Here is a 14,096-nt window from a genome sequence, read left to right on the forward strand (position 1 = left end):
GCGGGCCCTGAGCTGGAGCAAGGCACTCGTCGATGAGAAGCAATGCCAGCTTCGAGGGTGAGGATTTTCTTCAATTGATTGGTTGGATTATCTGGATTGAAATGCCATCATTCAACGAAAGCGAAGGACGAATTTCGATGTCTTTCACATCAAATATATCGCACCGCACAAATCCAGACCGACGTCGTCGTCTTCTTGGTAACACGCGGTCACTCAGTCGATTCCATGATTTAAATCGCATCAGACTGTGAGAGGAAAAATGCCAAAACCGGCAAAGCCTGGAACATGGAAAGGGCCATCGGTCCAAGCGATCGCGAAGATTGCGGCTGTGGGCTCCGCGACGGTCGACCGAGTGCTCAACAACCGTAGCGGTGTGCGGGAGAAGACCCGTGCACGGGTTCTCGCGGCGCTTGAAAAACTCCGCCATGAGAGCGCCGACAGCGACGTTCCCGTCCTCATTCGCCTGTTCTGTGAATCGGGTGAAACATTCAATGCGGCCATGGCGGCGGCGGTGTCAGAGGTGAACCGCACGCAGGCCGGCATCGACATACAAGGCGTTTACGTAACAACAAGCGACGCCGAACCGCTCGCCTTCGCGCGGCGGATCGAGCAGGAAGGCGGAGAGGGAGACGGCGTCGTCGTCATTGGCCGGGAGCATCCGGCAACGAACCGGGCCATTCGAAAGCTCCGGACGATCGGCCGGCCGGTGGTCTGCCTTACAACCGATCTGCCGAGTTCACGACGAAGCACTTATGTCGGGAACGATCAGTATGCCGCCGGCAGTGTTGCGGCACTCTTGATCGGCAATGCGCTGCCGAAGGAAAACAGCAGCATTCTGGTTGTCATGAGCGTGCCGTTTCGCTGTCAGCAGGAGCGGGAGATGGGCTTTCGGCGAGTTCTGCGGTCCGATTTTCCGTACCTGAAGATCGAGGAACGCATGATCTCGGACGAAAGGCCCGAGAGCACATGCGAACAGCTAACGCGATACTTCGAGACGAATGGGCATCCCGCGGCAATTTACAACGTCGCTGGCGCCAATCGCGGCATTGCCAAGGCGCTGGAAAATGCGGGCAAGGCGAATGAGACAGTGTTCGTCGGTCATGAATTGTCCATCCATTCCCGCGCGCTTCTGGAGTCCGGAGTGATGGATTATGTCATTTCGCATGATTTCGCGGCCGAACTCGCCTCGGCAGCAAGATGGATAAAAAGCAATTTGAATGGCGTGACCAGCGAGCCAAGCTATTCGCAGGTTCTCGTCCACACGCGATACAATTGCGGCCCTTAGCGCCTTCTGTGGGCATCTAAGTGGTGCCGGCCCGGGTGGCCTTGCTGCCCATCGGCGACGGGGGAATATCCGTTCGTTTCGTCGATGATGCTCTATTTGAAGCTTAAAAGCTGCAAACGTACGATGTAGTTTACATCATTCTCATTTCTCCTTTCAGAATAAATGAAATATTTTCAATATGTTATGTGAAGTATGCTCTCCACGCCAATTTGATGAAGAGAAAATCAGAATTCATCCCATGAAAACCTTGCGATCCTTCATCTTCATCAATGAAAATACGTCCAAGCGATCTGGTTGCCAGGTCGCCCCAGATAGTCACGAACGCCCACCGCAACGCCGACTTCGGTCCGAATCTGGAATAAATATTGACTATCTGAATCTTGTGCAATAAATGTTGCATCGAGGAGTTCAGCAGGCAGCGTGGAGGTTGCCTGTGATGCCGTCTGAAAACGACTGAGCCAGGCGCTCGCATCGAAGACTCCGTTGCTTCAAATCAAGGAGGAGGAACCTTATGAAAATTGCAAAGAGCATCCTGTACTCTGCGCTTTTGACGTCTGCTGCGCTTGGCATCGCCCACGCCCAGGATGCCGAAAAGCAGTATCGCTTCGTCATGGTATCTCATATCGGTTCTAACGATCCGAACATGAATTGGCTGACGACATCCTTGAAGGAGTTCGAAGCGAAGTATCCGGACGTGAAGACCGAATACATCTCCACGAACAACTATTCCGTTCAGGAGCATGTCCGTCTGCTCGAACAAGCGATCGCAACCCAGCCGGATGGCATTGCGGTGCCGATCGTCAGTTCCGATGCCTTTGAAGGCCCGCTGCGCAAGGCGATCGAAGCCGGCATCCCGGTCGTCGCCTTCAACATTCCTGACGGTCGTCCGGACGGCGAGCGCATTCCCTATCTGACCTATGTCGGCGGCGACGAGTTCCTGACGGGCAAGAAGCTCGGCGAATATGCACTTACGAAGGTCGAGGCCGGGGAAATCCCGAAGCCCACGCATGTCGTCTGCGCAAGCCATGACTCGGCACATCAGGGCCTCAAGGCGCGCTGCGCGGGCATGAAAGAGGTGATGGAGAAGGCGGGCGCCAAGTTCGACGAACTCTTCATCGGCGCGGAGCCAGCAACGGCGCGCAACACGCTGCAATCGTTCCTGCAGGCCAATCCGGACACCAACTATATCTTCACGGTTGCCGGCTGGTCGTCTCCCTGGGCCTGGGGTGTGGCGAACGAAATGAAGCTCGATCCGGACGTCGATGACAAGGGCGTCACCGTCCTGACCGTCGATGAAGGTCCTGTGTCGATCGAAGGCGTGCGCGCGGGCCATATTCTCGCGACGAACAGCCAGGGCTTTTGGTTGCAGGGCTATGCTCCCATGGAGTGGCTCTATTGGAACAAGAAGTTCGGATACGCGCCCCAGCAAAGCATTCTGACGGGTCCGCTCGTGATCAACAAGGATAATGCGGATCAATGGGCAACGCAGGTCCGCGGCGTGTTCGGCGACAAGGCCTACGACGAACAGAACACCTGGTAACCGGTACCCTCCCGGGCGAGGGCGGCTGGCCTTTCGACAGGCTGGCTGCCCTCATTTGCGCATCCCGCGGCGCATATCAACGAGCAGGACCAGAACCATGAAATACCTTGTCCGCAGCCAGGGTTTTGGCGCGACGGTTGGCGTCATCGCCATGCTGGCCGTTTTCACAGTGATCGATTTTTCTGGCTGGTGGACGGTGCAGACGCTGTCCAACGTCACGCAGTTTACGGCGATCCTCGCCCTTGTGGCATTGGGTCAAGCCCTCGTGATCATGACGAAGGAAATCGATCTGTCCGTCGGTTCGATCTATGGGCTGACGGGCGTTGCATTCATAACGCTGGAGCCCTCTTTGGGCGTGCCGGGCTCTCTGGTCGTGGCTCTGGGCATTGCGGCTGCTGCGGGGTTTCTTCAGGGAACCGCTGTCGTCAAAGGTGAACTCCCGTCGATGATCGTCACGCTTGGCGGCCTGTTCGCGGCGCGCGGCATCATCTATGTCTGGACAGGCGGCTCCGTCCACAATTTCTCTCCCGATGCCCGTACCCACGCCCTGACCCGCCTCTTGGGCGGAGAGCTCTTCGGCATTGCAGCGGCAATATACTGGGTGGGCATCATTTCCGTCTTGTTGTCCATCATGCTCTGGGGCACCCGCTTCGGGAACCGGCTGTTAGCGACCGGCGGCAGTCGGGAAAGCGCTGAATCACGCGGCGTCCGCACCGACCGCATCAAGACGGCAGCCTTTGTCCTATGCTCGCTGCTCGCTGGCTTTGCCGGCATCCTGACGCTGTGCAATCAGCCGCAGACCCATGTTACGCTCGGCGAGAACATGGAACTTGAGGCCATCTCGGCAGCGGTGATTGGTGGGTGCCTGCTGACCGGCGGGCGGGGATCGATCCTCGGTGTCATCCTCGGCGCCTTGATCGTCGTCGGCTTCCGCTACGAGTTGATCGCGCTCGGCGCGCCATCGTCCTGGTACATCACATTCGTCGGCGCCGTTCTCATCGTGGCGGTTATTTTCAATCAGAAGCTTGCCCGCTTTATCGGGCACAGCGTTTGACGCGGGAGGACGCTCAAATGACCCAACAACCTCTCATCCAGGTGAAAAACCTCGACCTCTATTTCGGTGCCTTCCACGCCCTGAAAAACGTCTCGGTCGATTTTAACGCGGGCGAACTGATCGGCCTGGTCGGCGACAACGGTGCCGGCAAGACCACACTGATCCGCGTTCTGTGCGGCATCCACCCCCCGACAAAAGGGGAGGTGTTCTTCGATGGCAAGAAGGTGGAAAAATTCCATCCGAAGCTCGCCATCGATCAGGGTATCGAGACCATTCAGCAGTCCGTTGGCCTCTGCGACAACCTTTCGATCGCGCGCAACTTCTATCTCGGCCGGGAGCCGGTCAAACGGATCCTCGGCATACCATTCCTCGATTTCGCGAAGATGCGCGAGAAATCGAGCCGCGTTATCCGGCAATTCGGCCTTCGCGAGAATGTCTCGGCGGACGACGAGGTGGAACGGCTGTCGGGTGGAGAGCGTCAATCGGTCAAGATCGGCCGGGCCGTCGAGTTCAAGAATCGCGTCGTGATCATGGACGAGCCGACCAACCACCTGTCGGTTCGCGAACGCGAGCATGTCAATGAACTGGCGGTGCAATTGAAGGAGCAGGGCTTGCTCGTCATCTACATCACGCACGACATCTTTCAGGTGCACAAGCTCGCCGATCGCATCGTTATCATGGAAAACGGCGAAAAGGTCGCCGATGCGTCGACGGACAGCATATCGGCGGAGGCGCTCGAAGACGTCATCCGCCAAGGCGGCCGTCTTGTCGAGAAGCAGGAGGCGGTCTGATGGCGCTGTCCGCGGCAAAGCCGGTCATTCGCCGTCACACGGAAATCGGCATCTTCCTGATCGGCGCCATCCTGATTGTCATTTTCGCTTCGACCTCTGAGGGGCGTTGGGCAAACCTCTATAATATCGGAACGATCATGCAGGTGACCGCGACGCTCGGCTTGATGAGCCTAGGTGTTGCCATCGTGATCGGGACCGGCGAAATCGACATTTCGGTCGGCTCGACCTTCGGCATGGGTGCGCTCGCTCATCTCTGGCTTGCCGTCCGCGTTGATCCCGTATTTGCCGCTTTGGCCGCCATCGTCGTGGGCGCGGCGATCGGTTACGTGAACGGCTGGCTGGTAACCAGGACCAAAACGCCTTCGCTGATCATCACGCTTGGCACGCTGATGATTTTCCGCGGCATCGCCATCGCTTTGACGGACGGCTTTTCCTTTTCCATTCCCTATGCTGCGCGCAACGGTTGGACCTACTTCCTTCTCGGTGGTGGTGACCTTCTCGGCTTCAACACTGCCCTGTTCTGGTTGATTGCCGCCTTTGCCGTGCTCATCGTCGTCCTGAAGGCGATGCCATTCGGCAACCGGCTGCTGGCCGTTGGTGGCTCAGCCGACAGCGCGCATTCGCGCGGTGTGCGTGTCGATCGGATCAAGCTCTCCGCATTCGTCATCTGCGGCACGCTCGCAGCCTTTGCCGGTGCGCTTGAGGCTGGAAAGCTCGGGTTTGCGGATGGTTCCATGGGGCGCCTGATGGAATTGCAAGCCATCGCTTCCTGTGTTCTGGGCGGTTGCTTGTTGGCCGGCGGACGGATTTCACTGATCGGAGCGCTGATGGGCGCTTTCGTCCTGTCCTCCATTCAGTCTTATCTGGTCGTCACAGGCGTTCAGCCGCAATGGTTCATCCTCATTCTCGGCCTCATCGTCGTTGGGGCGGCCTATGGAGACAAGTCACTGCGAAATTGGGCGATCCGAAAATAGCGAATATTTGCCTAGTCAAGGCTCGGCGGCGGAGCCTAAAGAGGACTTCTAGGTCTGCTCCGGCGAACATTACGAAAATATAATGATCACAAGGGCTTCTCCTTTGGCGGTTACGGTGCCACCTTTCTTTTAAAGGGACGGCAGAGGCATGGCCTCGACCTATGGGAAGCCGATGACCAAGACCGCACGACCGCAAAAGGACGACAAGCCTGCCGATGAGGCGGGCCGGACCAATGTGACCTTCATGCCCGGCGCGACCCCGCCCGCCCGGCGCAAGCGGCGCTCGCGCGCCTGGATTTGGCTGCCGGTGATCGCCGTGCTTGCCGGCGCCGGCTATTATGCTTGGACCCGCTATGCGCCGGCCGAGACGACGACCGCGGTCATCACGCAGGCCGTCGTGCGCGGTGATGTCGAGAATGCGGTGACGGCGGTCGGCACGCTGGAGGCGGTCAAGTCCGTCGATGCGGGCGCGCAGGTCTCCGGCCAGCTCAAGGTTCTGCATGTCGAGATCGGCGATACGGTCACGAAGGATCAGCTCGTCGCCGAGATCGACCCCGCGACCATCGAGAACCGCATCGAGATCAACCGCGCCGAACTTGCCAATCTCCAGGCGCAGCTTCAGTCGCGCAAGGCGCAGCTCGTCTTCAAGCAGGCCAACATCACCCGCCAGCGCAACCTCATCGCCGGCAATGCCGTGGCCCAGCAGGCGCTCGATCAGGCCGTGGCCGATCTTGCGGCGGCGGAAGCCGACGTCAACGCCATCGACGCGCAGATCCGCAAGCAGCAGGCGACGCTGGCCGGCGACGAGGTCGATCTCGGCTATACCAAGATCTTTGCGCCCATGGCGGGCACCATCGTCGCCAATCCGGTGAAGGAAGGCCAGACGCTGAACGCCAGCCAGACCGCGCCGACCATCGTCACCATCGCCGATCTCTCCACCATGACGGTGCGCGCCGAAGTCTCCGAGGCCGATGTCAGCCGCCTGAAAGTGGGCATGGAGGCCTATTTCACCCTGCTCGGCCAGCCGGGAAAACGCTTTGCCGGCAAACTCCGCCAGATCCAGCCCTCGCCGACCGTCGAGAACAATGTCGTGCTCTACAACGCGCTGTTCGACGTGCCGAACCCGGAGGGCGAGCTGATGATCTCGATGAGCGCGCAGGTATTCTTCGTGCAGGCGGCCGCGCGCGACGTGCTGGTCGTGCCGAGCGGTGCCATCAGCCTGAAGCGGAACGAGGCGGGCGGCAAGCCGGAAACCGAGGTGACGGTCGTCACCGCATCCGGCGCCACCGAGACACGCAAGGTCGAGACCGGCATCCGCAACCGCGTCAGCGTCGAGGTGAAGAGCGGGCTTCAAGAGGGCGACCGAGTCGTCATCGGCGCAGGCGCCGACAGCGGGCGCCCGGCCGGCGGCAACCGGGGGCAGCGCCGCGGCATGCGCATGCCGCCGATGTTCTGAGGGCGATGCCATGACCGCACTCCTCTCCCTTCGGGACGTCACAAAGACCTTCTTCAACGACGGTTTCGCCGTGGAAGTCCTGCACGGCGTCACGCTCGATATCGAGGCGGGAGAATTCGTCGCGATCATCGGCCAGTCCGGTTCCGGCAAGTCGACGCTGATGAACATTCTCGGCTGCCTCGACCAGCCGACCTCCGGCGACTACCGCATCGACGGCGAGCCGGTGTCGGATTTCGAGACGGATGAGCTCGCGGCGCTGCGCCGCCGCACCTTCGGCTTCGTCTTCCAGAGCTACAACCTCATCCCGACCGCGAGTGCCCGCGAAAATGTCGAGGTTCCGGCGATCTATGCCGGCCTTCCGGCGCGCGACCGGCAGGAGCGGGCGGAGGGGCTGCTCCAGTCGCTGCGCCTCGGCGACCGGCTCGACCATCGCCCGAACCAGCTCTCCGGCGGCCAGCAGCAGCGCGTGTCGATTGCCCGCGCGCTGATGAACGGCGGCCGCGTCATCCTCGCCGACGAGCCGACCGGCGCGCTCGACAGCCAGAGCGGCGAGGAGGTGATGTTGCTGCTGCGCAAGATGCACCAGGACGGCCATACGATCATTCTGATCACCCACTCGCGCGAAGTGGCCGAGGCCGCCGACCGTCTGATCGAGATCCGCGACGGCCGCATCGTTTCCGACCGCGCCCGCAAACCGCGGCCCTCCTCCGAGGCGGCGGCTGGGTTGCATGCAGCGGGGAAGGAAGGCTCCGCTGCGATCGCCGATATTTCCGAAGCGATCAAGATGGCGCTACGGGCGCTGCACGCCAACCTGTTCCGCACGGTGCTGACCCTGCTCGGCATCGTCATCGGCGTCGGCTCCGTGGTGGCGATGCTGGCGATCGGCACGGGCGCGCAGAATTCCGTGCTCGACCGCATCTCCTCGATGGGCTCGGACCTGCTGCTGGTGCGGCCCAACATGGCGAATTTCCGGGGCACCGGCCAGCCGGTGACGCTTATCCCGTCCGATGCCGACGCGATCCTCACTGTGCCGAACGTCAGCTTTGCGGTGCCGGAAATGACGAGCTCCGTCACGCTGCGCTCCGGCAATATCGACTACCAGACGACGGCCAACGGCACGGTGCCGGACTTCCCGCGCGCCAAAAGCTGGTCGGTCGCTTCCGGCGAATTTATCAATGCCGACGACATGGACACCTATGCGCCTGTCGCCGTGCTCGGCCAGACGGTGGCGAAGACGCTGTTTCCCGATGGCGGCAATCCGCTCGGCCAATATGTGCTGGTCAACAAGATCCCCTTCCAGGTGATCGGCGTGATGAGCGAGATGGGGGCGAGTGCCGGCGGCAACGACCAGGACGACGTCATCCTCGTGCCGTTGTCGACCGGCAGCATGCGGCTCTTCGGCCAGCGCAACGTGCGCACCATCACCGTGCAGGTGGAGGATGCCGCCGCGATCGACCAGACGCAGGAGGCCGTGCAGGCGCTGCTTAACGAGCGCCACAAGGCCGAGGATACGCAGATCACCAACATGTCCTCGGTGCGCGAGGCCTTCACCGAGACCTCCAACACGATGAAGCTCTTCCTCGGCTCGGTCGCCGCGATCTCGCTGCTGGTCGGCGGCATCGGGGTGATGAACATCATGCTGGTGAGCGTGCGCGAGCGCACCCGCGAGATCGGCGTGCGCATGGCGACGGGCGCGCGAAGGCGCGATATCCTGCTGCAGTTCCTGATCGAAGCCCTGGTCGTCTCGGCGATCGGCGGGGCCATCGGCGTCGTGCTGGGGCTGTCGGTCGGCGGGCTGGCGCAGGCCTTCGGCATGCCGGTGAGCTTCACGATCGGCCCGGTCGCGCTCGCCTTCGCCTGCTCGTTCCTGACCGGGCTGGTCTTCGGCTACCTGCCCGCCCGCAACGCCTCGCACCTGCAACCGGCCGTGGCGCTCGGCGCGGATTGAGTGGCCCCGACGAGATGGATTGTCGTCAAGCGCCTCCTGTGCGACCATGCGCGCGGGAGGATGGATGCATGGTGTCGACGCTGTCGCACATTCGTGAGATCGAACGCGTCGCAATGGGCGCGGTCAGCCCGCGCGATGCGCCCGTCATCCAGTCCTGGCTGCGCTGCCTGCACGATTACAAGCTCGATCCGACCGTCGCGCAGGAAGCCTATATCGTTCCGGAAGTGAAGCTGCGCGAGCATCGCGAGCAGGCGGAAGAGCTGATCCGCATCGGCCGCTCTGGTCTCGAAACCCTGTTCAACCAGATCGCGGAGCAGAACTATGTGCTGCTGCTATCGGATGCGCGCGGCGTCACCGTCGATTTCATGGGCGATCCGACCTTCGACAACCAGTTGCGCCGGGCAGGGCTCTATCTCGGCTCGGAATGGTCGGAGAACCGGGCCGGCACCTGCGCTGTCGGCGCCTGTATCGTGTCGGGTGAACCCGTCATCATCCACCAGGACGACCACTTCGACACCAGCCATATCGGACTGACCTGCACCGCGGCCCCTGTCTTCGATACGCTGGGCGCCCTCACGGCCGTGCTCGACATATCGCAACTTCGCTCGCCGACCGCCAAGGCGAGCCAGCAACTGGCGCTGCATCTCGTGGCCTCCACCACGCGACGCATCGAGCTTGCCAACCTGATGACGCGCACGCGCAACGACTGGGTGCTGCGCCTTGCCCGCTCGCCGGAATTCCTCGATGTCGATCCGGATGCGGCCATCGCGCTCGACGGCAGCGGCCGCATCACCGGCATGACCCATGGCGGTTTCGGCGCGCTCGCCCGCTCGATGAACATGCATGGCGTCGCAACGCGCGATTTTCTCGGCCAGCCGATTTCCGAGGTCTTCGACATGGATGTCGACGACCTGCCGCGTTTCATGCGCGGGCGGCCGAACGGCGAGCGGCTGCTGCGCGCCCGAAACGGCCTGGTGCTGTTCGCCAGCGCCATCGCCCCCGCCGTCAGCATCCGCGCGCCGGCCGTGCCGGAGCCGCGCCTGCCGCGGGCGCTGCGTGATCTGAGCAACGGCGATACCGCGATGGAAAGGGTGCAGGCCCGCGCCGCAAAACTTGCGGCGCGCGATATCCCCATTCTCATCCAAGGCGAAACCGGCAGCGGCAAGGAATTTCTGGCCCGCGCGATCCATGACAGTTGCGGCAACCCCGGCAATTTCGTCGCGGTCAATTGCGCGGCGATCCCCGAGCATCTCATCGAATCCGAACTCTTCGGCTACACGCCCGGCGCCTTCACCGGCGCCAGCCAGAAGGGCAAGCGTGGCCTCATCGAGGAGGCGAGCGGCGGCACGCTGTTCCTCGACGAGATCGGTGACATGCCGCTTGCCCTGCAAAGCCGGCTGCTGCGTGTGCTCTCGGAAAACGAGGTGCAGCCGGTCGGCGCGCTGAAGGCGCGGGCGGTGCGCCTGCGGGTGCTCTCCGCCTCGCACCGCGATCTCGCCGAACTGGTGAAGGAAGGCCGCTTCCGCCAGGACCTCTATTATCGCCTCAATGCCGCGACGCTGACCTTGCCCTCACTGCGCGACCGGCAGGATCTCGGCTGGCTGCTCGACCAGCTGCTCCGCCGCATCGAGAAGGAAAACGGCCAGACCTACCGCATCGACAAGGCGGCGCGCGCCGCCCTGCTGTCGCATGACTGGCCGGGCAATCTGCGTGAACTCTCCAATGCGCTGCGCGTGGCGGCCGCCCTTGCGGAGGGCGATCTTATCGACCTCGATTGCCTGCCGGAGCACCTGTTTGCCGAACCCGCGGCGCAGGATGACGACGAACTGCGCCGCGCACTCAGCGATTGCGGCAACAACGTCTCCGCGCTCGCCCGCAAACTCGGCGTCAACCGCTCCACCATCCACCGCCGCCTGAAGCGTCTGAACTGATGCAACAGCTGCAACACCTGTTGCGCGCGACCTGTTGCATCGGCTTTGCCTGCCAAGCCGCCTGTTTCGTAAATCATTGAAAATGCGGAAAGAACGAGCCGCTTGCCGTTCTGGCACGCCGCTTGCTGACCTCCTGTGCAAGAATAACAGGAGGAAAACCAATGAAGGCTCTGCGCTTTCACGCTGCCAAGGATCTGCGCATCGAGGAGGTCGATACGCCGCCCACGCCCGGTCCGGGCGAGGTGCTGGTCGAAAACAGGTTCTGCGGCATCTGCGGCACGGACCTGCACGAATATGCCTATGGCCCGATCTTTGTGCCGAAGGAACCGCATCCCTTCACGGGCGCGCACGGGCCGCAGATCCTCGGCCATGAATTCGGCGGCGTCGTCAAGGCGGTGGGCGAGGGTGTCAGCCATGTGAAGGCCGGAGACCGGGTGTCGATCCAGCCGCTGATCATGCCACGCAGCGGCGACTATTATGCCGATCGCGGCCTGTTTCACCTGAGCGGCAATCTCGCGCTCGCCGGCCTGTCCTGGCATTCCGGCGGCATGGCGCAGGCCGCCCTTCTCAACGACTATAACGTCCAGCCTATTCCTGACGCGCTTTCCGATCAGGAAGCAGCCCTCATCGAGCCGACGGCCGTTGCCGTCTATGCCTGCGATCGCGGCGGGGTGGCGGCCGGCAACAGCGTGCTCGTCACCGGCGCCGGGCCGATCGGCATTCTCGTCGCCATGGCCGCGCGTGCCGCCGGGGCCTCGCAACTCTTCCTCTCCGACCTCAACGATACCCGGCTGGCGCTGGCGCGGGAGGCGCTCGGCGAGGTACGCACGATCAACCCAAGGACGGAAAAGGTCGGTGATGTCATCCGCGCCGAGACGGAAGGCGGCGTCGGCTGCGATGTTGCCATCGAATGTGTCGGCAACGAACATGCGCTAAAGAACTGCGCGGATGCCGTGCGTAAGCAGGGCGTTGTCGTGCAGACGGGGCTTCACCCCGGTGAAAATCCGCTGAACTGGTTCGACGTCACCTTCAAGGACATCGATATCCGCGGCTCCTGGGCCTATCCGACCCATTACTGGCCGCGCGTCGCGCGTCTCATCGCCAGCGGCCAGATCCCGGCGAGCCGCATCGTCACCAAATATGTCTCGCTCAGCGAGGCCGTCACGGAGGGTTTCGACCAACTGCTCGACCCGGCCGGCAAACACCTGAAAATCCTGATCGACCTGTCCCGATAGGCGATCCGTCTTGCAGGGCGGTTGAGGAGCCGTCCCGTTTTTGAAACTGAGCAGGAGGAGAAACTATGCTCGACAAGACCCCGACCACCCGCATCCAGGCGCTTCTCGATGCCTTTGGCGCGGCACTCGAAGCCGGCCGGATCGACGACGCCGTCAGCCTGTTTGCCGAGGAATGTTACTGGCGCGACCTCGTCGCCTTCACCTGGAACCTCAAGACCGTCGAGGGCCGCGACCAGGTGCGCGACATGCTGCAAGCGCAGCTTTCCACCGCAAAGCCGTCTAACTGGCGCGTCGCCCCCGGCGAGGAAGCGACGGAAGCGGATGGCGTTCTTGAAAGCTGGATCACGTTCGAGACGGCGACCGGGCGCGGCTATGGCCTCGTGCGTTTCAAGGACGGCCTGATCTGGACGCTGCTGACGGCCCTTTCCGAGCTGAAGGGCCACGAGGAGAAATCCGGTTTCACCCGCCCGCTCGGCGCAAAACACGGGCAGAACCTCGGCGCGAAAACCTGGAAGGAGGAGCGCGAGGACGAAGCCCGCACGCTCGGCTACGAGACGCAGCCCTATACCGTCATCATCGGCGGCGGGCAGGGCGGTATTGCGCTTGGCGCGCGGCTGCGCCAGCTCGGCGTGCCGACCATCATCCTCGAAAAGAACGAGCGGCCGGGCGACAGCTGGCGCAAGCGCTACAAGTCGCTCTGCCTGCACGATCCCGTCTGGTACGACCACCTGCCCTATATCGATTTCCCGAAAAACTGGCCGGTCTTCGCGCCGAAGGACAAGATCGGCGATTGGCTGGAATTCTACACCAAGGTGATGGAGCTGAACTACTGGACCCGCTCCACCGCCAAATCCGCCAAATGGGACGAGGCGGCGAAGGAGTGGACGATCGTGGTCGATCGCGACGGCGAGGAGGTCGTGCTCAGGCCGAAACAACTGGTCTTCGCCACCGGCATGTCCGGCAAGGCGAACATCCCGGATTTCAAGGGCCGCGAGCGGTTCCAGGGCGAGCAGCACCATTCCTCGCAGCATCCGGGGCCGGATGGCTACAAGGGCAAAAAGGTCGTGGTCATCGGCTCGAACAATTCGGCCCATGATATCTGCGCCGCGCTCTACGAGGCGGGCGTCGACGTCACCATGATCCAGCGCTCGACGACGCATATCGTGCGCTCCGATACGCTGATGGATATCGGCCTGGGCTCGCTCTATTCCGAACAGGCGCTGGCCAATGGCGTGACAACGGCCAAGGCCGACCTGATCTTCGCCTCGCTGCCCTACCGGATCATGCACGAGTTCCAGATCCCACTCTATGACAAGATGCGCGAGCGCGACGCCGACTTTTATGCGGCGCTGGAAAAGGCCGGCTTCCAACTCGACTGGGGTTCGGATGGCTCCGGTCTCTTCATGAAGTACCTGCGCCGCGGCTCCGGCTATTACATCGATATCGGTGCCTCGCAGCTCATCATCGACGGCAAGGTGAAGCTCGCTGCCGGGCAGGTGGAGGAGATCACGGAGAATTCCATCAAACTCTCCGACGGCAAGGAAATCCCGGCCGACGTCATCGTCTATGCCACCGGCTACGGCTCGATGAACGGCTGGGTCGCCGATCTCATCGACCAGCAGACGGCGGACACGGTGGGCAAGGTCTGGGGTCTCGGCTCCGATACGCCGAAGGATCCGGGGCCGTGGGAAGGCGAGCAGCGCAACATGTGGAAGCCGACGCAGCAGGAGGCGCTGTGGTTCCACGGCGGCAACCTGCACCAGTCGCGGCACTATTCACAATATCTGTCGCTGCAATTGAAGGCGCGCATGGAAGGCATCCCGACGCCGGTCTACGCCCTCCAACCGGTTCATCACCGGAAGTAGGCCGGCAACGGCGGGCA

Annotated in this window: 10 protein-coding genes; all 10 read left to right on the forward strand. The window is 62.3% G+C overall.

Annotated features, from left to right (window positions below; translation table 11 throughout):
- Positions 1-259: 259 nt before the first annotated feature.
- The 10 genes from GB927_RS08930 to GB927_RS08975 all read left to right on the forward strand — a co-directional run bounded on the left by GB927_RS08930 (position 260) and on the right by GB927_RS08975 (position 14,079).
- Positions 260-1,285 carry a LacI family DNA-binding transcriptional regulator gene (locus GB927_RS08930; protein WP_256116372.1) on the forward strand — a complete coding sequence of 342 codons (1,026 nt, stop codon included), beginning with the start codon at positions 260-262 and terminating at the stop codon, positions 1,283-1,285.
- Between the two features lie 511 nt (positions 1,286-1,796).
- Entirely contained in the window at positions 1,797-2,825 is a 1,029-nt protein-coding gene (locus GB927_RS08935) for a sugar ABC transporter substrate-binding protein (protein WP_256116373.1), read from the forward strand.
- Positions 2,826-2,922: 97 nt separating this feature from the next.
- Positions 2,923-3,879 carry an ABC transporter permease gene (locus GB927_RS08940; protein WP_256116375.1) on the forward strand — a complete coding sequence of 319 codons (957 nt, stop codon included), beginning with the start codon at positions 2,923-2,925 and terminating at the stop codon, positions 3,877-3,879.
- Positions 3,880-3,896: 17 nt separating this feature from the next.
- Positions 3,897-4,670, forward strand: a complete 774-nt coding sequence (locus GB927_RS08945) for an ATP-binding cassette domain-containing protein (RefSeq protein ID WP_256116376.1) — start codon at positions 3,897-3,899, stop codon at positions 4,668-4,670.
- 137 nt (positions 4,671-4,807) lie between these two features.
- Positions 4,808-5,644 (forward strand): ABC transporter permease, encoded by an 837-nt coding sequence (locus GB927_RS08950; protein WP_256116377.1) that lies wholly within the window; start codon positions 4,808-4,810, stop codon positions 5,642-5,644.
- A 172-nt stretch (positions 5,645-5,816) separates the two neighbouring features.
- The gene (locus GB927_RS08955) at positions 5,817-7,100 is read left to right on the forward strand and encodes an efflux RND transporter periplasmic adaptor subunit (protein WP_256116974.1); all 1,284 of its coding nucleotides are present in this window, start codon (positions 5,817-5,819) and stop codon (positions 7,098-7,100) included.
- A 10-nt stretch (positions 7,101-7,110) separates the two neighbouring features.
- Entirely contained in the window at positions 7,111-9,048 is a 1,938-nt protein-coding gene (locus GB927_RS08960; protein WP_256116378.1) for a MacB family efflux pump subunit, read from the forward strand.
- A gap of 68 nt (positions 9,049-9,116) precedes the next feature.
- The gene (locus GB927_RS08965) at positions 9,117-10,979 is read left to right on the forward strand and encodes a sigma-54-dependent Fis family transcriptional regulator (protein ID WP_256116379.1); all 1,863 of its coding nucleotides are present in this window, start codon (positions 9,117-9,119) and stop codon (positions 10,977-10,979) included.
- 161 nt (positions 10,980-11,140) lie between these two features.
- Complete coding sequence (locus tag GB927_RS08970; RefSeq protein ID WP_256116380.1) at positions 11,141-12,214, forward strand: 2,3-butanediol dehydrogenase; 1,074 nt, start codon at positions 11,141-11,143, stop codon at positions 12,212-12,214.
- A 65-nt stretch (positions 12,215-12,279) separates the two neighbouring features.
- Positions 12,280-14,079, forward strand: a complete 1,800-nt coding sequence (locus GB927_RS08975; RefSeq protein WP_256116381.1) for an NAD(P)/FAD-dependent oxidoreductase — start codon at positions 12,280-12,282, stop codon at positions 14,077-14,079.
- Positions 14,080-14,096 lie beyond the last annotated feature (17 nt).

The organism is Shinella lacus (assembly GCF_010994755.1).
Lineage (GTDB): Bacteria > Pseudomonadota > Alphaproteobacteria > Rhizobiales > Rhizobiaceae > Shinella > Shinella lacus.